Source organism: Catenuloplanes niger (assembly GCF_031458255.1).
Lineage (GTDB): Bacteria > Actinomycetota > Actinomycetes > Mycobacteriales > Micromonosporaceae > Catenuloplanes > Catenuloplanes niger.
Map to the genome: position 1 here is coordinate 3029863 of NZ_JAVDYC010000001.1, position 25176 is coordinate 3055038.

The following is a 25176-nucleotide window of genomic DNA, read 5'->3' on the forward strand; positions in this document are numbered from 1 at the left end:
GGCCCTTCCGCCATGCCGAAGAAGATCATCGCCACCGACAAGGCCGCGCAGCCCGGCGGCCCGTACTCCCAGGCCGTCGTCGCCGGCGACTTCGTCTACCTGGCCGGTGCCTGCCCGGTCCACCCGGACGGCACCTGGATCCGCGACGACTTCGAGGCCGCCGCCCGCCTCGCGTTCACGAACCTGGCCGCGGTCGCCGAGGCCGCCGGCGCGTCGCTGTCCCAGGCGGTCCGGGTCGGCGTCTACCTGCGCGACTTCTCCGACTTCCCGAAGATGAACGAGATCTACACCGAGTTCCTCGGCACCGAGAACCTCCCGGCCCGCACCACGCTGCCGGTCGCGCTCGAGGGCTTCCAGATCGAGATCGACGCCGTCCTCTACACCGGCGCCTGACCGTTCCGTCCGCCGCTCGTCGCGAAGCGCGTGACGAGCGGCATCACGGCGCGTCCACCCCGCCATCCCTCTCTCCGAGGGGTCGACCCGTCCGGGCGACTGTCCTTCGCACCCGATCGCAGCAGACTGACCATGGGCACGGGATGACGCCCGTGGAAGGCGGTCCGGGTGGTTTATACCGATATGAACGCTGGTCCGAGCAAGATGCCGGACAACTGGGTGCACGATCGCATCGGCGTGCAGCGTTACGTGCTCGGCATTCGTGCGGAACTGCTGCAGCGCGCGTTCGACGGTCCCGACGTCCTCGACGTCCTTCCTGCTGAGGCGGAGCGCACGGAGGTCCGGGAACAGGTCGAGCGGCAAATTCCGCAACGGATCGACGAAATCATCCAGGCGGCGTCCGTCGCGCGCGCCCGTCTCGACGGAGCGAAAGCGGCAGCTGTTCAAGAGAACGGACGTCCCGACTCGAGGGCCGACGGCCTGATCCGGGCATCCCGGCTGATGGCGGTGACGGTAACGGCGGGGATGTCCGCCCTCGCCGCACTCGGTTACGCCTCGGCGCTGGACGGCAGCACCGATCTCGTCGCCTTCGAGATCGGCGTGCTGGGATCGCTCGTCATCGCGCTCATCACCCTGCTCCCCTCCCGGGCGGGCACGCACATCCTGATCCGAGGCGGCGCCCTCCGTACGCCGCCGCGAGCGAGCACCTGGCTACCGATCATCGTCGGTCTGCTCATCACACTGGCGATGGCACCGGCAACCTCCGCTGCAGGATGGACAGAGATCAGCGCGATTGTCGGTGCGGTCGTCGTCGCCGCGCTGACAATCGCCAGGCCGCTGGCGCGGGCCGTACAGGGCGTGGACACCACATGGTCGTCCGACGACCCCGACGACTGGCCACGCCCGCGGTCAGCCGCCGCCGACCGGGCACGACAGAGCGCCGTCCGCGCCCACCACGAGTGGATCACCGCCTTGGTGGAGCTGGGAATCCGGAGGCTACTGATCGGTGATGAGCTCGCCAGTCGGCAGCCATCCTTCGTCGCCTGGCTGACGAACAGCCAGGCGACGCCGATCCTCGGCGAGATCACGGAACCCGCCCAGTTGGTATCGACCGAGGCCAGCCAGCGGCTCGCGGTCGCCCTGAACCGGACGAACGCCGCGAGCATCGGGCTCAGCGGTCCGCGGGGCGTCGGCAAGAGCGCCCTGCTGAAGCGCGCGAGCGACTTCCGGCCCGGCGGGGGCGCACAGAATCTGTCGGTGATGGTGTCGGCCCCGACGACGTACCAGCCGCGAGAGTTTTTGATCGATCTGTTCAGCCAGGCCTGCGTCAGCGTGATCACAAACGCGACGGGCACGCTTCCCGTCCCGGCGGCACGGCGCCCATGGTGGCGTTACGCGCTCCCGCCGGGGCTGGTGGCGACCGGGGCCCTGCTGGTCGTCGGCGCCGTCACGTGGCCGTTACCGCAGCGGCTCGCCCAGTCGGTGTGGGAACAACCGCGCTGGATCGTCATCACGACTGGGCTCCTGTTGGTCGTCTCCGGCGCAATCCTCAACGTCGTCCACGCTCGCTCTCGCGGTACCGAGCCGGGCATCGTTCTCGAAGCGCGCGAACACCTGCGGCGGTTACGTTTTCTGCAGACGGACGTCGTCGAGTGGAACGGGGTGATCAAGCCACCGGCGTGGGTGGAGGCATCGCGAAAGCACAGCCATCAATTCGCCCAGCAGGCACGCACGTACCCGGAACTCGTCCGGGAATTTCGGCTTTTCATCGAGCGCATCAGCCTGGAGCGCAGGGCCGGTGAAAGCGCCGGGTCGATCATCATAGGCATCGACGAATTGGACAAGATCTCGTCACCTGACGAAGCGGAGCGGTTCCTCAACGACATCAAGGGCGTCTTCGGGATCACCAACGCGCACTACATCGTGTCCATCTCGGAGGACGCGCTGGCGGCGTTCGACCGTCGGGCGTTCGCGCTCCGGACAGCGTTCGACAGCGCGTTCGACATGGTGATCGCGGTTCCCAGGATGACGGCCGGTGAAGTTCGAAGGTTGCTCGCCCGGCGGCTGCTGGTCCTTCCCGAGCCGTTCGTCATCCTGTGTCACAGCCTCGCCGCCGGGCTGCCTCGAGATGTCATCCGGATCGCCCGCAACCTGCTGGACACGTACCAGGCGGCACTCGACCGGCTGGGACGCGAGCAACGGACGCGGATCGCGCCGGACGCCGGGCCCGCAACCGAACTGCGGGTGTCGCTCGCTGAACTGGCTGCCGCGCTCATCCAAAATGATCTTCATGCGAACACCGACGGACAGATCGCGGGTCTGAGCCGATTGCACTGCACCGGTTCGGACGCCGCACTGTCTTGGGTCGGCGACGCCCGGATCACACCGGTGAACGCGGCAGTGCTGCTTCGGCTCTGCGCGACGCCTCCGAACCTCGACAACGACCGACCTGCGGCGGATTCAACGGTGGTCGATGCGGACACGATCACCGCCGCACGGATGGTTCGACAGCACCGAGCCTATCTCTACTACGTAGCGACACTGATAGATGTGTTCTGCGCCGATGAGGCATGGACCTTCGGGACCGACTTCCCCACGGAGGATCTGGCGCGGGCACGGTCCCACCTGGCCGTCGACCACCACCGATCGTGGACCATGATCGATGCTTTCCGTAGTCGGTGGGGGCTTGAGCTCGTCTCGGACAGCTCACCGACTCAGCCGTGATGGCGGAGGTCGTCGCGGACCGGGCCGGTGCGGGGGATCCGGAACCACCACCAGTCGTGCATCGAGTCGGGGAAGTCGGCGGCCCGTTCGACGAGACCGTCGACGTCGGGTTCGGTCAGGGCCTTGAAGCGGTCGTCGATCACCGCGACGGTGCGGTCGTAGCGACCGCGCAGATCGGCCGGGAGCAGCGCGGAGACCTGGGCGATCCAGTCACGGAAACAGAGCGCGGCGATGTGGTCACGGGCACCCCGGACACCGGGCCGATCGCCCTCGCACGTCGCGACGTGCGCCCGCCACGCCCCGAGCAGCGCGATCGCGTCCAGGGCGCGGCCGGGCGCGACGGCCACCGTGACGGCGGCCAGGTGAGCGAGGTCGGCATCGTCGAGACGTTCGCCGCTCATCCCGAAATCCCGGACACGATCTCATCCGCACTCCCGGTCGCGTCGACCGTGCGCAGCCTGATCAGCGGTACGCCGAGGCGCGCGGCGGCACGCTCGGCGTAGACCTCGCTGTCGGAGCCGGGTACTCCGACGACGGCTGCCCGCACGACGTCAGCGCTCGGACCAGGCGCCGAGTTCGTTGCCGCTCGGGTCGGTGAAGTGGAAGCGGCGGCCGCCGGGGAAGTCGTAGGGGCCCCGGACCACGGTGCCGCCGGCGGCGCGGACCGCGTCGACGCTGGCGTCCAGGTCGGCGGAGTAGAGCAGGACGAGCGGGCCGCCGCGGCGCACCTCGCCGGCGGCGTTCAGGCCGCCGACCTCGGGCGCGCCGTCCCGCTGGGCGCGGATGCCGGCGTAGGACGGGCCGTAGTCGTTGAACCGCCAGCCGAACGCGTCGCCGTAGAAGCGCTTCGCCGCCGCCAGGTCGGTGACGGTCAGCTCGATGTAGTCGATCGCGTGGTGACTGTGGACCATGACGCCGATTCTGCCGTGCGCCGCGGCGTTACGCTGAGCCGACCGGCCGGCGGAAGGACGAAAGGTGCCGTTCGTTTCCCCCTACGATCCCGCGTGGGCGACCCGGGGCACCGCGCTCGCCGGGGAGGTCCGGGCCGCGCTCGGACCGCTCGCGCTGCGGGTCGAGCACATCGGCAGCACGTCCGTACCCGGGATGGCGGCGAAGCCGGTCTTCGATCTGCAGGTCAGTGTCGCGGTGGAGCTGGACGCCGCGGCCACCGCGTTCGACGGACCGCTGGCCGGGCTCGGACTGGTCCGGAAGCCGTACGAGCAGGACCACGTGCCGGCCGGCCGGGACGATCCGCCGGCGCGGTGGGCCAAGCGGTACTGGAACCGGCGGGTGCCCGGGCTGGACGAGATCAACCTGCACTGCCGCCGCACGGGCTCGCCGAACGAGCGGCTGGCGCTGCTGTTCCGGGACTGGTTCCGGGCGCATCCGGCGGCGATCCCGGCGTACGCGCGGTTCAAGCAGCAGCTGGCCGCGGTCGTGGCGGACGTCGCCGTCTACACCGACCTCAAGGATCCGGTGGTGGACCTGGTCATCGTGTCCGCGGAGCAGTGGGCGGAGGCTACCGGCTGGGCTCCGTGAACGCCGGCTGCGCCTCTATCGCGTACCGCCCGGTGGGGTCGATCTCCATGATCACCCGGCGGGCCTCCGCGTGCCGGCCGCGCGCGTAGTGCAGGCCGACCAGCAGGTAGAACGCGAGCTTGTCGCCGGCCAGCGCGCGGCGGCGCAGCGCGGCGGTGCGGCCCTTGCGGTAGAGCAGCCGGTTCAGCCGCCGGCGCGCGTGCTCGTCGGTGCGGCCCATCGCCTCCAGCTCGGCCAGCCGGCCGGCCCGGCCGAGCAGGTCGACGTGCCACAGGTGCGCCTCGTGCCGGTCCAGGTCGTCGCTGAAACACTCGCCGAACGGGCCGACCAGCGCGATCGCCGCGTCGAAGTCACCCCGGTCCTCCGCAACCCGTGCCGCTGCCGCATCGAACCGCGCCGTCTCCACGGCGACATTATGACGATCTTCCACACGGTACGGTCGGCGCCGTACCCATGACGCGGCCGGAATTCCGTGGCGGCCGCGGCAACGCGCACCGCGGACCCGGTCGCCGGGTCGAGCGCGCGGCCGGCCCAGGGCTACGGAGCCGTTCCGGCACCCGACTCCCGCTCCGCCCGGCGGGTGCGCCGCTTCCTGACCCAGGCCGTCGCCGCGGCCAGCGCGGCCACTATCGCTGCGATGATCATTTGCCGCTCCTCAGCGTCGGGAAGGGGACGTGCGTGAGATCCTCGGAGACCCGCCAGATCCTCTCGGCGTCGTCCGCGGGGCGCAGCGGGCGGTAGAGCCGCCGTTCCGCGGGCGGTCCGCCCAGGCCGCCGGGCCCGCTCGGGCCGTAGAACCGGCCACCCCCGGCGTGCGGGTCGGTGGCGGCCATCAGCGCGGGCAGCGCCGCCGTCTCCGGGGTGCCGACCAGGATGCCGCGGCGGGACAGCGCGCGGATGCCCCGCTGCTGCGGCGCGTCCCGCAGCCGGCCGATCTCCGGACGCGTCCGCAACAGGTTCGTCGGGCTGAGCCCCGGGTGGGCGACGTTGCTGGTGACACCCCAGCCGCCGGCCCCGCTGCGCCGGTCCAGCTCCAGGGCGAACAGGCCGAGCGCGACCTTCGACTGACCGTACGCGCCGAGGGAGCGGTACGACCGCTCCCAGTTCAGGTCGTCCCAGTTGATGCGGCCCCCGGCGGTCGACACGCTGAGCTGCGAGGTGACGCGGGCCCGGCCGGCGCGCAGCAGCGGCAGCAGGTGCCCGACCAGTGCGACGTGCCCCAGGTGGTTGCTGCCGAACTGCAGCTCGAACCCGTCCGCCGTGCTCTGCCGCCGTGGTGGCGTCATCACCCCGGCGTTGTTGATCAGAATGTGGACCGGCCGGTCCTCCGCGCGCAGCGTGGCACCGAGCGCCGCGACCGACGCGAGCGACGACAGGTCCAGGTCGCGCAGCGTCAGCGCGGCCGCCGGGTGCTCCCGCCGGATCCGGGCGATCGCGGCCTCGCCCTTGGCCCGGTTGCGGACCGGCATGACGACCTCGGCGCCGGCGGCGGCCAGCCGGGCGGCGATCACCCGGCCGATGCCGTCACTGGCCCCGGTGACGACCGCGCGCCTGCCGGACAGGTTCGGGACGCTCCACCCCGGTCGGATGCGTGTCATGGCACTGCTCCCTCGTCGGCCACTGGTGCCTCCGAGGATGCGGGCCACACCCGGCACGAACCACGGACGGCCGATCCCCCCTTGGGGCCGGCGGGACTCGCCCAACAATTCCGAAATGGTTTCACAAGAAAGGCGAACGCGTTTATTGGATAGCCTTTGCGGGACTCAGTCAATAGTCACGCCAGCCATCTGACATTGCGATTAATGGCGGTTAGAGAACCGCGGCACGGGTATTTGGATGCTGCGGCCGCAAGCGCACCAAATCCCCCAAGAAACGTTCTTCGATCGCAGTGGAGGAAAGAACATGCGTCGTATCTCCAAGGTTGTCGCCGGCTTCGCCATCGCCGGTGCCGCGACGTTCGGCGGCCTCTCCATCGCCGGCCCGGCGTCCGCCGGCAGCGGAACCCTGGTCGACGTGACGGTGCAGGACGTGCTGACCGGCAACGAGGTCACCGTGCTGCAGAACGTGGCCGTTCCGGTCGCGGCGACGCTGTGCGGCCTGGACGCGAACGTGCTGTCGAACGTGCTGAACAACACCGACGTGACCGAGTGCAAGGCGCTCAGCATCGCGGGCCAGAAGGTCGGCTACGTCAAGAAGCACTGATGCTTCTCTTCCCCCAGTAATAGGGCCCGGCCACCTCGCCCAGGGTGGCCGGGCCCCACTGCGCCGACGACCGCCGGAAATCGCCCGCGAACAGATCCGCGTTGATTGACGGCACTCCGCTCGTCGGCGGGGCCTCCCGGGCGCGTGGAGGGGTGCCACGGGGCCGAATCGGCCGGTTTCCTCCTGCACCGCGGGTTCCACACGCGCCGCGGAGTTCCACGCGCGCCGCAAGTTTTCCTCGCCCGCCGCGGATTCCACGCGGGCCACAGATTCCACGCGCGCCGCAGATTCCACCCCGGCCACAGATTCCACCCGCGCCGCAAGTTTCTCGCGCCGCAGACTCCTCGCGAACCGCGCTGCGCCGCGGATATCCTCATGCGCTCCAGGGCTCCTCCGGCGCCGCAGGTTTCCGCATGCGTCGGGTCACTGGCGGCACGGTGGCGAATGTGGTCGGCCACGAGGTGGTGATCACCAGGACGCGCCGAGGCGGGACCCGGACCGGCCGAATGGACATCGCCGAGGTTCGGTCGCCGGGGCGCACCTACAGCGCGCGCAGGCCGACCAGCACGCGGCGGAGGATCTTCTCGGTGGGCGCGGTGGTGGGTGGTTCCCAGGCCGTGACCAGGCCATCGGTGACCAGGTCGCCGAGGAGCACGCGAGTGGTGCCGAGCGGGAGGCCGGCGTTGGCGGCGGCCTCGGCGACGGAGTGCGGGCTGTGGCAGAGACGCAGGATCTCGCGTTGTTCCGGCGGGAGCGAGCGGCCGGTCCGGGCGCCCTTGCCGGTGGTGATCATGAGGGTGACCAGGTCCAGGTTGCCGGCCGGGCGGGTGCGTCCGCGGGTGACCGCGTAGGGCCGCACCACCGGGCCGGCCGCGTCGTCATACCAGGCCTCCTCGGCGGTCGACCCCGAAACCGCACCCGCGCCCGGACCCGGACCCGCGGACGAGACCGGAGACGAGGACGCCGCGGGCGCCCGGCGCGCGGCCGAAGCCACACGCGCCGCCGGATTCGAGAGCGGAGCCGAAGCCGGGCCCATGGCCGAAGCCGGGCGCGCCACCGGAGCCGGGCCAACCCGCGAAGTCAGACCAGCCGGCGGAGTCGAGCGTGCCACCGGATCCAGGCCAGCCCGCGGATCCAGGCCAGCCCGCGGATTCGGGCGTGCCACCGGGTCCAGGTCAGCCCGCGGATCCAGGCCGGCCGGCGGAGCGGGTGCTGGCCCCGGCGCCGTGGCCGGAGCCGAGTGGAATGCCGACGCCGCCGGCCTATAGGGCGACATCTGCGCCTCGCCGGGCCCCCGGGCGCACGCCCGGAACGGCGACGGTCCCACCGGCCGGGCCGCCGGCGGGACCGCCGCGGGCGGGTGCGGCGGCAGCCGGGGCTGCCGCGAGCAGGTCCGCCGGGATCAGGACCGTGGCCGTGCTGCCCTGCGGACCGGTCTGCAGCGTGACCGTGATGCCCCGCCGCTGGGCGAGCCGCGCGGCGACGTGCAGACCGTGCCCGCGCTGCTCCTCGGTGGCCGTGGCGGGCGCGCGCAGCAGTTCGTTGGCCGCGCCCAGCGTGCCGGCGTCCATCGCCGGCCCGAGATCGCGCACCGTGATCAGCACCTCGCCGCGCATCGGCGTGCAGACCACCCGCACCGGCTGCCCGGGCGCGGCCGCGAGCGCGTTGTCGATCAGTTCGGCCAGCAGGTGCGTCACGTCGATCAGCGCGCGGCCGAGCAGCACGGGCCCGCTGACCGGCGCCACGTCCACCCGGTGGTAGTCGGTCGCCTCGGCCGCGGCCGCGCGCAGCACGTCCAGCATCGGCACCGGTTTGCGCCAGCGCCGGGCCGGCGTGCTGCCGGAGAGTGTCAGGTGTTTCTCCACGTTGCGGCGCATGCGGGCGGCGAGGTGGTCGATGGTGAAGAGCCGGGCCAGCTCGTCCGGGTCGGTCTGCCGGCTCTCCACCTCGTCCAGCATGGTCAGTTGCCGGTGCAGCAGTGTCTGGTTGTCCCGGCCGACGCGCAACGCGAGCTGCTGGGCGTCCCGGCTGATCGTCTCCGCGGTGACCGCGTCGACCGCGTGGCAGGCGAGCGCATGCAGTGCGTCGCCGAGCGGCGCGAACGGCCCGCCGTGCGGTGCGGGCAGCGCGGTCGCCGGGTCGACGGGCTCGCCGGCGCGGACCCGGCGGGTCAGGTCGGGGACCCGTACCGCGGCGAGGTCCTCCGCGTAGGCGGCGGCCGCGCGGACCTGGCGGGCGAGCCACACCACGAGGGCGCTGGCCGAGAGCACGAGCACGCCGACGACCGCGGCGAAGACGATCTGGAGCGAGAACGGCGGCTCACCGGCGCCGGCGCGGGCGACCGCGTTGCCGGCCGCGTAGGCGATCAGGCCGGCACCGGCCGGGATGAGGATGATCAGGGCGAGCGCGGGGGCGAGGCTGGGCTTGGTCATTCCGGCGCCTTTCGAAAGGCCACGGGGGTGGTGGTGGCGCGCAGGCGGGCGAGCAGCTCCGCGCGGTTGGGCGCGCCGAGCCGGGCGCGCATGCGGGCCACGTGGTGCTCGACGGTCTTCGGGGTGATGAAGAGCCGGTCGCCGATCTCCTTGTAGGTGAGCCCGGCCAGCAGCAGCTCCGCCACCTCCTGCTCGCGGGCGGAGAGCTGTCCGGTCGGCGTCGGCTCGGACGCGTTCTCGGTGCGCGGGCCGGGCTGGCGGCCCTGCAGCAGGCGGGCGGTGTCGAGCAGCGTGACCATCGCGCGCCGGTCCGCGGTGCGGGCGGCGGCCTGGCCGGCGAGCCGGGCCGCGTCCCAGGCCAGGCCGGTGCGGGCCAGGTCGCGGGCGTGCGCGACGACCTGGTCCGGGTCGATGTCGCCGGTGAGCAGGCGGCACCAGCTGGTGGCCGCGGCCGCGAGCACGGCGGTGTGCGCGGTGGCGTCCGCGTCCGCCGCGAGCGCGTCCGCGTGCACGGCCGCGGTGCCGGCGTCCTCGCCGACCACGGCGGCCTGCAGCAGGTACCAGTGCAGCGTGGCGTGCCACAGCGGCGGCCGGCCGAGACGATCGAGCAGATCGAGGGCCTGCCGCACCGGTACGTCGAGCGCCGCGCGCTCGCCGAGCCGTGCCCCCGCGACCGCGAGCTCGCCGAGTGGCAGCAGCGTGAGCAGGTCGACCGGGTGACGCAGCACGGTCTCCCGGGCGTTGGCCCAGCCGCGGTGCATCTCCGGCAGGTCACCGGTGCGCCGGGCGAGCCCGATCTGCAGCGCGGCGGCGAACAGCCCGTCGCGCAGCTGGATCGGCGCGCCGCCGGTGGTGGCCGTGGCGAGCAGGTCGTGCGCGGCGGCGGTGTCGCCGCGGAACATCCGGATCCAGCCGGCCAGCAGGCGGTGCCGGCGGGCCATCAGCACCGATCCCATGCCGGCGGTGACCGCGCGGTCGAGCACCGCGTCGGCCGCGTCGAGCTCGCCGTCGTGCAGCGCGACCAGGGCGGCGAGCGCGGCCGGGCTGTCCGGCAGCAGCACGGCCGGGCCGGCCGGTTCGAGAAGCGCGGCGGCCTGCACGAGGGTGGCGAGCGCGGCCGCGGGCGTACCGCCGATGCTCTCCCGGATGCCGTCGGCCATCATCGCGGCCGCGTTGGTGAGCAGCGTGGGCGGCCCGTCGGCGGCGTCCGGTCCCTCGACCGCGAAGCTGCCGCCGGTGACCTGGGTGGCCAGCGCGGCGAACGACCGGGACGTGGGCGTGCGCGACCAGCGGTACCGTTCCGCGCTGTGGGCCAGCTGGCCGCGGTGCGCGAGCACGGCGGCCGCGACCGCGGCACCGGCGGCGCGGTCGTTCTCCGCGACCGGTCCGGTGCCGGGCGCGCCGACGAGCCGGTCGGCGAGGCGCAGCGCGGTGTCCAGGTCGCCGCCGAGCGCGGTGGCGAGCGCGTGCCGGGCGCCGGTCGGTGCCCCGCTCGCGGCCGCGGCGGCGAACAGGCGCGCCGCGACCTGCGGTGCCGCGATCAGTGCCTCCTCCGCGCCGGCCTGGAACGCGGAGGCGAGGCCGCTGCCGCCGATGCCGGCGTCGAGCAGCGAGCGGGCCACCGTGAGCGTGCCGTCGCCGCGGGCGAGTTGCAGCGCGGCGAGGCGCTGCCACAGGTCGGCGCGGTGCGCGACCGGGCCGAGCGCGGTGACGGCCTGCCGGGCGGCCGGGACGAGCGTGTCGTCCAGCGCGAACAGCCCGGTGGCGCGGGCGGCCTCCAGCAGCTCGTCGATCCGGGCCGGGTCGCGGCCGAGCAGGTCGGCGAGCACGCCGATCGGCAGCGCGCCGCCGGCCGCGGTGGCCAGCAGCAGCCGGCGTACGTCCGGGTCGAGGTGGTCGAGGTCCGCGCGGAACTGGAGCAGGGACGTGTCGGTCAGCTCCGGGCCGGCCGCGAGCGCCGCGGTGATGCGGTGCGCGATGCCGGGCACGCCGCCGCTGAGCCGGTGCACCCGGTCGGCGAGGTCGTCGCCGGGCGCGCCGCCGGTCCAGGCGTGCACGGCGCGCGCGGTCTGCTCCGGCGTGAACGGGCCGAGCAGCACCGGTGGGCGTTCCCGGCGCAGGATCGTCAGCAGTGACGTCAGGCCGGCCGGACGCGGCCAGGGGCGGTAGGCGAGGACGAGCCGCCGGCGGCCGGTGGTCAGCGGGTGCAGCGCGGCCAGGCGGCCCTCGTCGAGCAGGTGGGCGTCGTCGATCAGCAGCACCGCGTCGTCGTCCGCACCGTCCAGCGGGTCGGTCCAGGCGTCGATCACCGGTACGTCGTGCTCGCGCAGCAGACCGGCCAGGTAGGACAGCAGCGCGGTCTTGCCGTACCCGCCGGGCGCCTGGAGGCTGAGGCGCAGCGGGCCGGCCGGCACCGCCGCGAGGTCGTCGCAGATCCGCGCGACCTGCTCGTCGAGCACCAGCCAGGACGGTGTCATGGTGCGGATCGTCACCGTTCTCCTCAACCGATCGGGATGACGGGCGCGAGCGCCCCGACTGCGAGTACGAGTGCGGTCGCGCCCGCGTTCATGCCCTGGGTCTTGCGGGTACGGCGGCGGCCGGGCAGCTCCGGCGTGCTGATCCGCACCGGCGGCCGGGGCGGCGCGTCCGGCGTGTGCGTCCGGCCGGTGGACGCCGGTGCGGGCCGCACGGACGGTTCCTGACCGGGTTCGGGTTCCCAGACCGCGGTGCCGCGCCGGCCGGGGTCCGGCGGCGCGTCGTGCAGCCCGGCGGCGAGCTGGGCGGCGACCGCGGCCGCGCCCTCGGCGACCAGCGTGGTGCCGCCCGGCGGGAGCGGGGTGACGCCGGGCAGGTGCGCGGCGACCAGTTCGGTCAGCAGCGGCGTGTGCGCGGTGCCGCCGGTGAGCAGCACGCCGCCGAGGTGGTGCGGTGGCACGCCGGCCACCGCGACGAGCCGGGCCAGCGTGGCGGCGGGGTGGTCGAGCAGCGGCCGGAGCAGCGTCTCCAGCCGGGCCCGGTCGACGGTGAGCCGGGTCTCGCCGGGGTGCAGCGGCAGGATGATCTCGGCGTCGTCCGCGTGGCTGAGCTGCTCGCGGGTGTACCGGGCCTCGGCGCGCAGGTCGTGCAGGATCCGCAGGTGACGGTCCGGGTCGTCGGCCAGCGGCGCGATCTCGCGGCGCAGCGCGTCGTACGCGTGCTGGGCGAGCACCTCGTCGAGGTCGGCGCCGCCGAGCTGGTGCGCGCCGGTGCGGGCGGCCCGCACCGCGTACGTGATCGGGTTGGTCCGGGTGACGACGGACGCCTCGTAGCTGGTGCCGCCGATCGCGAGCACGGCGAGTGCGCGGGCGTCCGGGCCGCCGCGGGCCGCGTGCCCCTCGGCCGCGAGGACCGGCTCGGGCAGCGGTTCGGCGGCCAGGGCGACGTCGGCGAGCGCAGCCCGCAGCGCGGCGACGTGGTGCGCGGTGAACGTGGCCGGGTGGGCCAGCACGACCCGGACCGGCGGCTCGCCCTCGCGGCCGCGGACCAGGTCGGTGACGCGGCGCGCGACGATCGCGGTGAGCGTCTGCGGTGACCAGCGTTCGCCGCGCAGCAGCACGGGCGCGTCCGCGCCGATCCGCCCGGCGAACTCGCGGGCGACGACGCCGGGGCGCAGCACCGGGCCGCGTTCGGCCGGGTCGCCGACCTGCAGCGCGCCCTCCGGGTCGACGTGCAGGACCGCGGGCGCCTCGTCGGAGTCGCCGCGCAGCCGGACCGGCGTGGGGCGTTTCCAGACGCCGTCGGCGAGGACGCTGGTGGCCGCGGTGACGTGGGTGCCGCCGATGTCGATGCCGAGCACGTACGCCATGCCGCCTCCCCCTCGTCTCCTCGTTGGGCGGGCGCCCGCATGAGCCGCGGACGCCCGCCCCATCCCTCGTGCCTTCCCTGGGCACCCCTACCCGGGAGAGACCGAGCCCGCCGCGGTGGCGCGTGGGCACACGCTCGCACGGCCGGCCAGGCAGACGGAGTCCGGCCGCGGCCACGGTGGGCTCGAGCCCGCCGGATGCCGGGACGGGATGGCTGCCGTTCCGGCCGTTGATCGGCGGGCTGCACTGTTCGTACCAGAAAGCCGCCGGGGGACGGACCCCACAAAAACAACCGCCGCCGGACCCCCTAATCCCCTATCCCCCTCCCCGGGGGTCCCCAGGGGGCCGGGTGCGGAACCCGGTCTCGTCCCCGATGTTCGGCGGGTGGCGCGGCACTAGCTTCGGTTATCGGCAGCCGCTGCCCGACCACCGCGAAATCCCTGAGAGGCTTGGCGCACGATGACTTCGACGCTGCACGACTTCGTACTGAACCTGATCACCGACCCGCAGGCGCGGTCGATCTTCGAGCTGGACCCGGAGGCGGCGCTGTGCGCGGCCGGTCTGGGCGACATCACGCCGGCCGACGTGCAGGACGTGGTGCCGCTGGTGGTCGACTACGCGGCCGTGCCGGGCCTGGCCGGCCTGGCGCTGCCGACCGCCGCGGTGGAGGCGGAGGCCGGCGCCACCGTCTCCGCGACCGCGGTGGCGCAGCTGCAGTCGGTGACCGCGCACCTGTCGGCCGGCACGCACACCTCGGGCGACCTGGGCAACACGTCCGCCGCCGCGGGTCTGGCGATCGACCACAGCGGCGTCGCGGTGGGTGTCGGCGCGCTCTCCGGCCTCGGCCTGGGCACCGGCGCGGAAGCGCTGGTGGAGGTGCCGCTCGACGCGGACGGCGATCTGTCCGCGACGCTGGACGCGGACGTCACCGGCGCGGTGACCTCGCCGGTGAACGATCTCACCGGCACGGTCTACGACGTGGCGGACGGTGCGGGTCTCGGCGGCACCGTGACCGGCGTCGGCAGCACGGTCGGCGAGCTCGACGGCACGGTCGCGGGTCTCGGCGGCACCGTGTTCGGCACGGCCGGGCTCGGCCTGGACACCGTGGGCACGACGCTGCACGACGTGACCGGCGTGGTCGGCGGCGTGACCACCGGCGTCACCGGCATCACGGACGGCCTGACCTCCGGCACCGGCCTGGACCACACGCTGACCGGCGTCACCTCGAGCGTCGACGGCCTGACCGGCACCACCGGCCTGCACGACGTCACCGGCACGGTCACCGGCACGCTCTCCGGGGTGACCGGCGAGCAGCACGGACCGGACCTGTCGGGCGTGACCGACATTCTGTTCTAATGAGCTTTTTTCAACCCGGCTAGGATGCCTGCCAGGTTGATGAGGCTCTACACCACGCCTCTGCCGCGCGGCCCCGGATCCTCGGGTGCCGCGCGGCAGGCGTGGGAGCACAGAAACTGCCGGAGGTGACCGTGACGATCGGCTCGGTAGTGGCGCCGATGTGGGTGGACGTCCTCGACGCGTCGGTCCAGGCCTGCCTGGTGCACGGCCGCACGGATCTCGCCGCGCGGCTGCGTGCCCGGCGGGCCCAGCTGCTCGACCCGGCACTGTGGGTGGTCGTGCTCGGCGAACCCGGCCAGGGCAAGAGCCAGCTGATCAACGCGCTGATCAACGCGCCGGTCTGCCCGGTCGGCGACGCCGGCACGACCGGCACGCCGACCGTGGTCCGGCACGCGGAGCAGCCGGGCGCGCTGCTGGTGCACCGGGCCGCCCGCACCGCGCTCACGGTCGCCGAGGCGGCGCCGCACATCCGCGGCCGGGAGGCGCTGCGCGCGGAGATCGGTGTGCCGCGCGCGCTGCTGGCCGGCGGCATGACGCTGGTCGACACGCCCGCGGCCACGCCCGTGACCGGCTGGCCGGAGCTGCTCGGCGGCCTCGGGGAGCATCCGCCGGCCGACACCGTGGTGCTCGCGTCCGCCGCGACCGCGGAACTCACCGTCGCGGAGCTGGACCTGCTGCGGGACGCCGCCGCGGCCGTACCCAACGTGATCGTCGCACTGACCAAGACCGACCTCGCCGCGGACTGGCGCGCGGTCGCGGACCGCAACCGGCAGCGGCTGGCCGCGGCCGGCCTGTCCGCCGCGGTGATCCCGGTGTCCGCGACGCTGCGCCTGCGGGCCGCCCGCACCGGCGACGCGGAACTGAACGCGGAGTCCGGCTTCCCGGAGCTGATCGGCCGGCTGAACCGGGACGTGGCCGGCAAGCCGCACGCGCTGGCCCGGGCCGCGGCCGCGCAGGCCGCCCGCGGCGCGCTGGAGCAGGTCGCGACGCCGCTGCGGGCCCGGCTCACGTCCGCGTCCGCGCCGTCCCAGGCGATGGCCCGGCTGAACGAGGCGCAGCGCGCGCTGGACGACGTGCGGCGCCGGCAGGTCCGCTGGCAGAACACGCTCAACGACGACGTCGCCGATCTGGTGTCCAACGTGGAGTTCGACCTGCGCGACCGGACCCGGCAGATCCTGCGCAAGGTCGACGCGGCGTTCGAGACCGCGGACCCGATGACCGCGTGGGACGAGTTCGCGTCCTGGCTGGACCGGGAGCTGAAGGCGGCCGCGGAGGCGAACTTCAGCTGGCTGATCGCGCAGTGCGAGTGGATATCGCACCGGGTCGCGGCGCACTTCGGCGAGTACGGCCAGGACGCGCTGCCGACCTGGCGCATGCACGTGCCGGACGACCTGGACCGGATGGTGCCGCACCTGGAGCAGCCCGGCGTGGAGAAGTTCACCATCACCCAGAAGGCGCTGACCGGGCTGCGCGGCTCGTACGGCGGGATCCTGATGGTGGGCCTGGCGACCAGCCTCGCCGGGATGCCGCTGATCAACCCGGTGTCGGTCGGCGCCGGCGCGATCCTGGGCGGCAAGACCGTGCACGACGAGAGCAAGACGCTGCTGAAGCGCCGGCAGGCCGCGGCCCGCACCCGCACCCAGCGGCACGTCGACGACTTCTTCCTGCTGGTCAGCAAGGAGGGCAAGGACACGGTCCGGCAGGCGCACCGGCTGCTGCGCGACCACTTCCTGGACTTGACGGACCGGTTGCAGGACGCGATCGTGCACTCCGTGCGCACCGCGAAACTCGCCGCCGACGCGGACGTGGCCCAGACCGAGCGCCGCCAGCGCGAGATCGAGCTCAGCCTGCGTGAGCTGGCCGGCCTCTACCGCCAGGCCCAGCAGTTGCAGCCGGCACCGCAGACCGCATGACCACCAGCCTCGCCGGTACGGTCCAGGCTCTCCTCGACGACACGCTCGCCGCCTATCCGCAGGTCGTGACGCTGCGGCACCAGCGGCACCGGTGGACCGAGCCGCTGCGGGTCGCGGTCGCGGGCCGCGCCGGGACCGGCAAGTCCACGCTGGTCAACGCGCTGATCGGGGACCGGGTCGCGCCGGTGACCGCGCCCGGCGACGACACCACGGTCTGGTACCAGGACGGGGCCGGGCCGCGCGCCACCGCGTACCCCCGGGATGGTGATCCTTTCGAACTGCCGCTGACGATGACGCCGGACGGGCCGCGCACCGGTCAGGCCGACGGCGACCTGGTGATCCACTGGCCGAGCCGGGCGCTGCGGCAGATGACGCTGCTCGACACGCCCGCGGACGGCGCGACGCTGGACGACGCGGACGCGGTGCTGCACCTGACGCCGGCCGCCCGGCCCGCGGACCTGGAGCCGCTGCGCGCGCACCAGCACAGCGCGGTCGCCCGGGCCACACCGATCGCGACCGTGCTGGTGCTGTCCCGGGCGGACGAGGTCAACGGCGGCCGTACCGACGCGTTCGTCACCGCGCGGCAGATCGCCCGGCGGCACGGGCGCGACCCGGCCGTGCGCGACGTCTGCCTGCGCGTGCACGCGCTCGGCGGGCTGGCCGCCGCGACCGCGCGGACGCTGACCGACGCGGAGTTCGAGACCGTCGCGCACCTGGCCGCGCTGCCCCGGGCGGACACCGACGGCGCGCTGCTGAGCACGGATCGGTACCTGCGCGCCGGTCTGCCGCCGGACCTGCTGCACCGGCTCGGGCTGCCCGGCGTCCGGCTGGCCACCGTGCTGGCCCGGACCGGCCACGACACCCGGCTCACGCTCGCCGGTGAGCTGGCCCGGCGCAGCGGCGTCACGGAGCTGCGGGACACCATCACCCGTGGGCTGATCGCGCGCACCGAGGCGTTGAAGGCGCGGGCCACGCTGCTGGCGATCGAGTCCGTGCTGGACGGCCAGTGGACGCCGCGCACCGACGCGCTGCGCGTGCGGCTCGGCCGGATCCTGGCCGAGGCGACCGAGTTCCGGGAGATGCGCCTGGTCGCCGCGCTGCCGGAACTGCCGGTGCGGTTCGCCACCGACCTGGAGGCGGAGGCGCACCGGCTGGCCGGCGGCGACGGCACCGACATCCCGTCCCGCCTGGGTCTGGACGAGCCGGCCGACGCGCCCACCATGCGCCGGTACTGCGACGAGGCGCTGCTGCGCTGGCAGGTGCTCGCCGAGGGCGGCACCGCGGACCGCCACCAGCGCCGCGCCGCCGCCGTCGTGGTGGAGAGCTGCGCCGCGATCCTGGACCGACTCGGCGTCTGACCGCCGCGCGTCTCCGCGGCCGCTCCGCCCCCGCGGCCGGGGCCACGCCGGAAGCGGGAACATGGCCGGAAACAAAGAATCGGTTCGCGCGTTCCGCCGCGGCGGGCGGTACGGTTCTGCACCATGCGCATGGTCTTCACCGACGCACCCGAGGACGAGTTCTTCCCGGCCCGCGACCGGCTGGTGGACGCGTTCGAGCGATGGGCGCGCCGTGCGCGCCGCGACGTCGATCCGTTCATGGCCGAGGTGCTCGTCGAGCAGCGGTGGAGCGTCGGCGACGGCCGGCTGGGGCGGTGGCAGCCGGCCGACCTGCGGTTCGCGCTGCTCGAGTACTTTCCGCGCGGCGTCACCACCCGCGAGTGGTCGGCGACGATCCCCACGCTGCACGCGTTCGTGGACTTCCTGTTCGAGGCGGACCTGGCGGACGCGAAGTGCGCGGACGCGACCGTGCTGCACACCGCGCTGGACCGGCTCGCCGGGGAGTACGACGCCGCGATGGCCGACGAGACCCGGTTCGGCCCGGCCAAGTTCTGGTCGATGCGCATGCTCGACGCGGGCATCAACATCGACGACCACGAGGCGATGCACGCGTTCATCGCGGACGTGCAGGCCGGCAAGGTCCCCTACGACGAGGCCGTGCTCGCGAAGGTGGTGCAGAACCAGCTGACCGAGGACGACGAGGTGCCGCCCGCGCTGCCGCCGGTCGACCCGCCGGCCCGGGAGACGGTCGCGGCCGCGGCCGCCGCGTCGGTCACGCTGACCCGTCTGATCCGCTTCACCGGATGGGTCGGTGACGGCCGCGCGCTCACCCCGAAGGGCAACCTCAAGCTCGCGGACGCGGCCGAGCTGATCGCGTTGCTGGGCCTGGCCGACGAGCTCCACCCGGTGGTCGGCGAGCGCACCTTCCGGACCATGAGCACCGAGGAGCTGTACGAGACGAACCTGCTGTTCGCGTGGGCGAAGGAGGCGCGTTTCGTCCGCGTGGTCAAGGGCCGCCTGCTGCCGGTCAAGTCGGCGGCGAAGGCACTCCGGGACCCGGTGGCGGCCGCGGAGCGCGCGTTCGAGGCGTTCTTCGGCATCGGCCGCGCGGTGTGCCCACCGGCGTACTTCAACTCGATCGTGCCGTTCCGCGCGGACGACTTCACGTTCGCGCTGCTGATGGCGATGTACCTGGCGCAGCGCCCGATCGCGCGCGAGGAGCTGGCCGAGATCGTCGGCGGGCTCGTCGAGGAGTTCCTCGGCTTCGACCCGGACGACCACGGGTCCGCGGGCCTCGGCGCCGGCGTGCGGGTGCACGACGAGGACGTCGAGCGTCTGCTGACCCAGCTGGACCTGCTCGGCGCCGTCCGCCACGACGCGTCCCGCACGTCGCTGACCGCGCTGGGTACCGCGCTGTTCCAGGCGCACCTGCGCGGCATGAACATCGAGGTGCCCACCATCGACGACCTGCTGGACGAGACGGCCGAGGTGGTGGTGGCGCTGGCCGCGGACACGCCGTCGATCACCGCCGCGCTGCTGACCCGCTGGCGCGACCACCGCCCGGAGGCGGCCCGGGCGGAGCTGCGCGCGCTCGCCGCCCGCACGGACGATCCGGAGCACCGCGCGCTGGCCGAGGCCTACGGCGGCCGGCGGCTCGCGGGGCGGCCGCACGCGGTGTCGGTCCGGCGCCGTCCCGCGCGGCGCCGGCGCTGATTTTTTCCGCCGAACCGCTTGGCACTCGCCGGGGAGGAGTGCTAGAAAAATATACGTAGCCGCTGCCCAGGGCAGTGAGCTCCTCGGCAGAATTGGTTGTTAGCCGAGCGCCACACGCCTCGCCGGAAGGCCCGGCGGGCGACCTCGAGGAGGTGGGTACCGTGGTGCTGACTTTCGATCCTTTCCGCGAGTTCGACCGCATGGCCGGTCAGATGTTCGGCGGTGGCACCGCGATGGCGATGCCGATGGACCTGTACCGCTCCGGTGACCACTTCGTCCTGCACTGCGACCTGGCCGGCATCGACCCCGGCTCCGTGCAGGTGGACGTGGACGGGCGCGTGCTCACGATCCGCGCCGAGCGGTCCCCGCGCACGGATGCCGACGTCCAGTGGCTCCGGCGCGAGCGCGCCACCGGCACGTTCGAGCGTCGCCTCTCGCTCGGTGACGGCCTCGACCTGGACCGCATCGCCGCCACCTGGCAGGACGGCGTGCTGACGCTGACCATCCCGGTCGCGGAGACGGCCAAGCCGCGCCGCATCGAGATCAACACCGGCGGCCAGGTGATCGAGGGTTCGTCGAAGAAGACCGCGGCGATCACCCGTTCCTGACCACACCACACATCGACGAAGGCCCGCGGTGCGCGGGCCTTCGCGCAGTCCTCACCGGGCGGCGTGCCCCTGCCGCCAGTAGCCGACGAAGTCGACGTGGGCCTTGGGCAGACCGCGGTCCTCGACCAGGTGCCGGCGCCCGCCGGTGGCCAGTGTGGACTCGCCGACCAGGTAGGCGTAGCCGGGACCGTCCGGCAGCACCTGCTCGCGCAGCACGTCCAACGCCAGGCGGCGGGCACGCCGTGGCCGTCGCGGGCGATCCAGCGCAGCGTGACGCCGTCCGGCACCGGGAAGTCCTGCGCGTCCGCGGCCGACGGGATCTCCACCAGCGCGAGGCCACGGGCGCCGGCCGGCAGCGACCGGCAGATGCCGGCGACCGCGGGCAGGCCGGTCTCGTCCGCGACCAGCAGCGTCCAGTCGTGCTCGTGCCGCGGGTGGTAGCCGACACCCTGGTCCAGCAGGCCGACGCGCTGCCCCGGCACCGCGTTCCGGGCGAAGTCCGCGGCCGGGCCACAGCTGCCGTCCGGCTCGGTGTGCATCACGAAATCCACGTCCAGCCGGTACGGGTCGGCGTTGCGGACCGTGTAGCAGCGCACATAGGGGCGTTTCGCCCGCGGCGTGGCCAGGTACTGCGCGTACCAGAGCGCGGACGTGCGGGTCGGCAGCTTCAGCGTCTCCTGCCCGGGCCGCGGCAGGAACAACCGGAACCACTGGTCGAAGCCCTGATAGGTGAACCGGTTGAGCCCGTCACCGCCGAACGAGACCCGCATCATGTTCGGCGAGACCTGTTCCCGGCCGAGCACGTCGAGCATGAGCACGTGCGGGTCGACCGGCTTACGGACCTTGAACCGCGCCGCGCTCATGCGGAGCCCCCTTCTCGCCGCGGTGGCGTCGTGCCGTCGGCCCCACTCACCGGCCGGCCACCGCGATCCCACGGGCGACGCCGGTCGCGGCCAGGCGGCGGGCGACGACCAGGCCCAGCCAGGTGAAGACGACCGCGCTCGCGGCCATCAGCGCGAAGAACACGGCCTGCACCGGCACGGCCATGTCGTCGATGTCGAAGAACGCGTAGGCGGAGATCGCGTACCAGGTCTCGAACGCCAGCGCGGTGACGTAGAACAGCCACGGCCGCCAGATCCGGTACAGCGTGACCAGGAAGCCCAGTTCCAGTGCGACGCCGACCATCAGGTTCGTGACGATCGCGGTCGGGCCGGCCGGCGTCGGGATGTTGATGATCCCGGCGATCAGCATGGTCAGCACGCCCGCGCCCGGCCGGCGCAGCACCGCGAGCGCGACGACCGGGCCGACCAGCCACAGGCCGACCATCGCGGCGTAGACCATCGGCAGCGCCGCGGAGATCGCCGCGGCCGCGAAGTTGGCCGGCAGCAACAGGATGCCGGTGGCCGCGCCGATCGCGGCACAGGCCATCAGGAACCGGGTGGTCAGTCTCATCGGAGCACTCCAGGAAGGATCGCGAGGGTGAGGAACACGGCGGTGAGCGCGGCATCGCGGGGGCGCAGCGGGACGCGGTGCCGTTCGGTGCGGGTGCGGTGCGCGCCGAAGCCGCGCGTCTCCATCGCCAGCGACACCCGGTCGCCGTGCCGGATGCCGCCGGCCAGCAGCGGGACGGCGTAGCCGCCGTACCGGCGCGCGGCCGCGAGCGGTCCCCGGCCGCCGGTCACGCCACGCACCCGGTGCGCCAGACGGATGATCTCCAGGTCGGTACGGAACCGGGGCACGAAGCGCATCGCGGCGAGCCCGGCGTAGCCGATCCGGTACGGCACCCGCAGGTGGCTGATCATGGAGCGGACCAGGTCGGGCGCGTGCGTGGTCAGGCCGGCGACCAGCGCGAGCAGCATCACCGCGGTGACCCGCAGCCCGGTCGACGCGCCGGTCAGCAACGCGCCGGACCAGAGCGTCCACGGCCCGGCCGTCAGCAGCGGCACGGTGTCGTCGACCAGCGCCGGATCGGTCCAGACGCCGAACGACACGGTCATGACCGCGACCAGCGCCGGCGCCCCGATCAAAACCCTCGCGACGGTACGGCCGGGAAGGCGCGCGCCGAGCAGCAGCAGGAGCAGCGCGACCGCACCGACGATCAGCGGCGTCCACAGGTCCCGCGACCCGATCGTGACCACCATGGCCGGGACCGGCGCCAGCACCTTGACGACGGGGTTGTAGGTGCGCAGGTCCAGCACGCCCACCGGGCCCCCGGCGGCGGTCACGCGACGGTCCCGGTCCGGTGCACGACCGCGGCCGGTGCCGCGAGGCCGGCCGATGCCGCGAGGCCGGGCGGCGCCGATGGTCCGGGCGGCGCCGCGGGCGGCAGGTCGATGAGGCGGGTGATGCCGTGCCAGTGCGGGTGGCGGGTCAGCGCGCGGGCGGCCAGCGCGAGCGGCGGGCGCAGGCCGGCACGGTGCAGCAACCCGGTGTCCGCGAAGACCGCCGCGGGCGGCGCGTCCGCGATGATCTCGCCGGCGTCGAGGACCAGCACGCGGGTGGCGTGCTCGGCGACCAGGTGCATGTCGTGACTGACCACGACGATCGTGGTGCCGTCCCGGTGCAGGCCGGCGAGCAGGTCGAGCAGTGACGCCGAGCCGGAGCAGCTCGTCGACGTGCGCGGTGATCGTCTCGCGGGCCGGCCCGTCGCGCACCACGCGGCCGTCCCGGTCGAGCACGATGACGCGGTCGCAGAGGGTGATCGCCGCGTCCAGATCGTGTTCGACCAGCAGGATCGTGCGGTCCCGGTCCGCGACGACCGCTCGCAGCGCGTCGAGGACCTCCTCCGCACCGGCCGGGTCGAGGTTCGCCGTCGGCTCGTCCAGGACCAGCACGGGGGTACGCAGCGCGAGCGCGCAGGCGATCGCCAGCCGCTGCCGCCCACCGCCGGACAGCCGCGCCGGATCGTCGCCGCGCCGTTCCCACAGCCCGACCCGGCGCAGCGCGTCCTCCGCCCGGGCCAGCACCTCGGCGGGCGGGACCAGCAGGTTCTCCGGGCCGAAGCAGACCTCGTCCAGCACCGTCCCGGTCACGACCTGCGCGTCCGGGTCCTGGAAGACCATCGCCACGTGCGCCGCCAGGCGCGGCACCGTGCTCTGCCGGGTGTCGGCGCCGCGGACCTGCACCGTCCCGTCCAGCCGCGCGCCGACGACGTGCGGGATCAGCCCGTCGACGGTCAGCGTGAGCGTCGACTTGCCGCACCCGGACGGTCCGAGCAGGAGCACGACCTCGCCGGCCGTGATCCGCGCCGAGACGTCCCGTGGGCGGGCCGGGCCGAGGCTGACCGTGTCGTCGTCGCCATAGATCTCATGGCGCACGGACACGGTGGAGAGTCGCACCAGCTCCTCGGCCTCGGACATGGCCTTAGGATGCACACCTAACTTCGGGCGAGCCACCCGTCTAGATCATCGATTCCGTCCGTCGGGCCGATTGCTTTCGGGACATGTTTCCCGCCGCCCGGCGCATCGACGGTCCGAACCCCTCGTCACCGCCAGCCCGAATAGACGTTCGCGGATATTGACGGCCTTCGGATTATCCGTAAACTCTCTTAACAGAGAGCGCTCTCATCACCCCGCGATCCGGAGGTATGGAGATGAAACGGAAGCTGAGTGCGCTCCTGAGCCTGGTCCTCGGCAGTGGCCTGTTCGCCGCGCTGCCCGCGCCCGCGTCGGCCACCGCCGCGCTCGGCCTCTCGCCCGGCCAGGCCGACGCGATGCGGCGGGACCTGCGCATCGACGGCGCGCAACTGGCCGCGCGCCTGGTCACCGAGGCCGCGGCGCCACCGATCGAACGCCGCCTGCAGAGCACGCTGGGCGGCGACTACGCGGGCACGTGGATCGCGGCGGACGGCCGGACCGTGATGGCCGGCATCACCGACCCGGCACGGGCCGCGACGGTCCGCGCGGCCGGGGCCACACCGGCGGTGGTCGCCCGCAGCCTCGCGACGCTGGAGTCGCTGGCCGCGACGCTGGACCGGCACGCGTCCGCCGCCGGGACCGGCGTCCACTCCTGGTACGTCGACCCGGTCACCAACACGGTGACGATCAAGGCCGCCTCCGGCGCGGCGGCCACCGCGTTCGCCCGCACCGCCGGCCTGCCGCTCGACGCGGTCACCGCCGTGCGCGCGGACGCGTTCACCCCCGTCTACGACATCCGCGGCGGCGACCAGTACACCATCAACAACAGCGTGCTCTGCTCCGTCGGCTTCGCGGTCGCCGGCGGCTTCGTCACCGCCGGGCACTGCGGCGGCGTCGGCGCGACCACCACCGGCAGCGGCGCCGCGCAGGGCACGTTCCGCGGCTCGTCGTTCCCCGGCGACGACCTCGCCTGGGTGCAGACGAACTCGAACTGGGTGTCCCAGCCGTGGGTGAACAACTACAACGGCGGCGTGGCCACGGTCGCCGGCTCCACCGAGGCCGCGGTCGGCGCGTCCGTCTGCCGTTCCGGGCGGACCACCGGCTGGCGCTGCGGCACCATCACCGGCAAGAACGTCACCGTCAACTACTCCGGTCAGCTCGTCTACGGCCTGGTCTCCAGCAGCGCGTGCGCCCAGCCCGGCGACTCCGGCGGCGCGTTCCTGTCCGGCAACCAGGCACAGGGCGTCACCTCCGGCGCGGGCGGCACCTGTGCCTCCGGCGGCACCACCGTCTACCAGCCGGTCAACGAGATCCTGTCCCGCTACGGGCTGTCGCTGACCACCACCGGCGGCTCCGGCAACCGGCTGATCGGGCTGGCGGACAAGTGCATCGACGTGCCGAACTCCAACGCGGTCGACGGCCAGTACCTGCAGCTGTGGACCTGCAACGGCACGGGCGCGCAGAACTGGACCTGGCCCGGCGACGGCACGGTCCGCGCGCTCGGCCTGTGCATGGACGTGGCCTGGGGCTCGACCGCGAACGGCGCGGTCATCCAGCTCGCCACGTGCAGCGGCAACCCGGCCCAGCAGTGGGTGCTCAGCGGCGCCGGCGACCTGGTCAACCCGCAGGCCAACAAGTGCGTCGACGTCGTCGACTGGAACACCGCCGACGGCGCCCGCCTCATCCTCTTCGACTGCCACGGCGGCGCCAACCAGAAGTGGCGCCGCGGCTGACCCTCGGGCGAGGGCGCCGGTGCCGACC

The 25176-nt window shown here is 73.7% G+C and carries 20 protein-coding genes and 1 pseudogene; 10 read left to right on the forward strand and 11 right to left on the reverse strand.

The annotated features are described in order from the left end of the window. Positions 1–12: 12 nt before the first annotated feature. Complete coding sequence (locus J2S44_RS13060; RefSeq protein WP_310412653.1) at positions 13–393, forward strand: RidA family protein; 381 nt, start codon at positions 13–15, stop codon at positions 391–393. A gap of 168 nt (positions 394–561) precedes the next feature. Beyond that, the gene (locus J2S44_RS13065) at positions 562–3117 is read left to right on the forward strand and encodes a hypothetical protein (protein WP_310412656.1); all 2556 of its coding nucleotides are present in this window, start codon (positions 562–564) and stop codon (positions 3115–3117) included. Here J2S44_RS13065 and J2S44_RS13070 read toward each other — a convergent pair. Together J2S44_RS13070 and J2S44_RS13075 are read right to left on the reverse strand one after the other, a co-directional pair. Next, positions 3108–3518, reverse strand: coding sequence for a hypothetical protein (locus J2S44_RS13070; protein ID WP_310412659.1), 411 nt, complete (start codon positions 3516–3518; stop codon positions 3108–3110). The genes J2S44_RS13065 and J2S44_RS13070 overlap by 10 nt on opposite strands. A gap of 150 nt (positions 3519–3668) precedes the next feature. Next, on the reverse strand, positions 3669–4028 hold the full coding sequence (locus J2S44_RS13075) for a VOC family protein (protein ID WP_310412662.1): 360 nt from the start codon (positions 4026–4028) through the stop codon (positions 3669–3671). Between the two features lie 64 nt (positions 4029–4092). Between J2S44_RS13075 and J2S44_RS13080 the strand changes: the two genes are divergently transcribed. Then, a complete protein-coding gene (locus J2S44_RS13080; protein WP_310412665.1) occupies positions 4093–4656 on the forward strand; it encodes a GrpB family protein in 564 nt (187 codons plus the stop codon). On the opposite strand, the gene J2S44_RS13085 is transcribed toward J2S44_RS13080, so the two are convergent. Together J2S44_RS13085 and J2S44_RS13090 are read right to left on the reverse strand one after the other, a co-directional pair. Then, entirely contained in the window at positions 4637–5062 is a 426-nt protein-coding gene (locus tag J2S44_RS13085; protein WP_310412668.1) for a hypothetical protein, read from the reverse strand. The two genes, J2S44_RS13080 and J2S44_RS13085, sit on opposite strands and share 20 nt — an antisense overlap. 235 nt (positions 5063–5297) lie before the next feature. Further along, the gene (locus J2S44_RS13090; RefSeq protein ID WP_310412670.1) at positions 5298–6254 is read right to left on the reverse strand and encodes an SDR family oxidoreductase; all 957 of its coding nucleotides are present in this window, start codon (positions 6252–6254) and stop codon (positions 5298–5300) included. Between the two features lie 304 nt (positions 6255–6558). Here J2S44_RS13090 and J2S44_RS13095 point away from each other — a divergent pair, with 304 nt between their 5' ends. Then, the gene (locus J2S44_RS13095; RefSeq protein ID WP_310412673.1) at positions 6559–6858 is read left to right on the forward strand and encodes a hypothetical protein; all 300 of its coding nucleotides are present in this window, start codon (positions 6559–6561) and stop codon (positions 6856–6858) included. A 541-nt stretch (positions 6859–7399) separates the two neighbouring features. Here the strand turns inward: J2S44_RS13095 and J2S44_RS13100 are convergent. From J2S44_RS13100 to J2S44_RS13115, 4 genes are all read right to left on the reverse strand, one after another. After that, positions 7400–7852, reverse strand: a complete 453-nt coding sequence (locus J2S44_RS13100; RefSeq protein WP_310412675.1) for a DUF742 domain-containing protein — start codon at positions 7850–7852, stop codon at positions 7400–7402. A 268-nt stretch (positions 7853–8120) separates the two neighbouring features. After that, positions 8121–9290, reverse strand: coding sequence for a sensor histidine kinase (locus J2S44_RS13105; RefSeq protein WP_310412678.1), 1170 nt, complete (start codon positions 9288–9290; stop codon positions 8121–8123). Continuing rightward, entirely contained in the window at positions 9287–11782 is a 2496-nt protein-coding gene (locus J2S44_RS13110) for a helix-turn-helix transcriptional regulator (protein ID WP_310412681.1), read from the reverse strand. The genes J2S44_RS13105 and J2S44_RS13110 overlap by 4 nt, the downstream gene beginning before the upstream one ends. A gap of 8 nt (positions 11783–11790) precedes the next feature. Further along, complete coding sequence (locus J2S44_RS13115; RefSeq protein ID WP_310412684.1) at positions 11791–13134, reverse strand: Hsp70 family protein; 1344 nt, start codon at positions 13132–13134, stop codon at positions 11791–11793. A 457-nt stretch (positions 13135–13591) separates the two neighbouring features. On the opposite strand from J2S44_RS13115, the gene J2S44_RS13120 reads away from it, so the two are divergent. From J2S44_RS13120 to J2S44_RS13140, 5 genes are all read left to right on the forward strand, one after another. Next, positions 13592–14488: an IniB N-terminal domain-containing protein gene (locus J2S44_RS13120; RefSeq protein WP_310412687.1), complete on the forward strand. Its 897-nt coding sequence runs from the start codon at positions 13592–13594 to the stop codon at positions 14486–14488. Between the two features lie 125 nt (positions 14489–14613). Then, positions 14614–16401: a dynamin family protein gene (locus tag J2S44_RS13125; RefSeq protein ID WP_310412689.1), complete on the forward strand. Its 1788-nt coding sequence runs from the start codon at positions 14614–14616 to the stop codon at positions 16399–16401. Continuing rightward, on the forward strand, positions 16398–17759 hold the full coding sequence (locus J2S44_RS13130; RefSeq protein ID WP_310412693.1) for a GTPase domain-containing protein: 1362 nt from the start codon (positions 16398–16400) through the stop codon (positions 17757–17759). Before J2S44_RS13125 ends, J2S44_RS13130 begins: the two co-directional genes overlap by 4 nt. A 123-nt stretch (positions 17760–17882) precedes the next feature. Then, entirely contained in the window at positions 17883–19451 is a 1569-nt protein-coding gene (locus J2S44_RS13135; RefSeq protein WP_310412696.1) for a hypothetical protein, read from the forward strand. A gap of 245 nt (positions 19452–19696) precedes the next feature. Next, the gene (locus tag J2S44_RS13140; protein WP_310429638.1) at positions 19697–20059 is read left to right on the forward strand and encodes an Hsp20/alpha crystallin family protein; all 363 of its coding nucleotides are present in this window, start codon (positions 19697–19699) and stop codon (positions 20057–20059) included. A 51-nt stretch (positions 20060–20110) separates the two neighbouring features. Here the strand turns inward: J2S44_RS13140 and J2S44_RS13145 are convergent. The 3 genes and pseudogenes from J2S44_RS13145 to J2S44_RS13155 form a co-directional block, all read right to left on the reverse strand. Next, positions 20111–20922: pseudogene (locus tag J2S44_RS13145) on the reverse strand (siderophore-interacting protein). Between the two features lie 46 nt (positions 20923–20968). Then, positions 20969–21511, reverse strand: coding sequence for an ECF transporter S component (locus J2S44_RS13150; RefSeq protein ID WP_310412700.1), 543 nt, complete (start codon positions 21509–21511; stop codon positions 20969–20971). After that, a complete protein-coding gene (locus J2S44_RS13155; RefSeq protein WP_310412703.1) occupies positions 21508–23418 on the reverse strand; it encodes an ATP-binding cassette domain-containing protein in 1911 nt (636 codons plus the stop codon). Before J2S44_RS13155 ends, J2S44_RS13150 begins: the two co-directional genes overlap by 4 nt. A gap of 233 nt (positions 23419–23651) precedes the next feature. Here J2S44_RS13155 and J2S44_RS13160 point away from each other — a divergent pair, with 233 nt between their 5' ends. Further along, complete coding sequence (locus J2S44_RS13160; protein WP_310412706.1) at positions 23652–25148, forward strand: ricin-type beta-trefoil lectin domain protein; 1497 nt, start codon at positions 23652–23654, stop codon at positions 25146–25148. Positions 25149–25176: the final 28 nt, after the last annotated feature.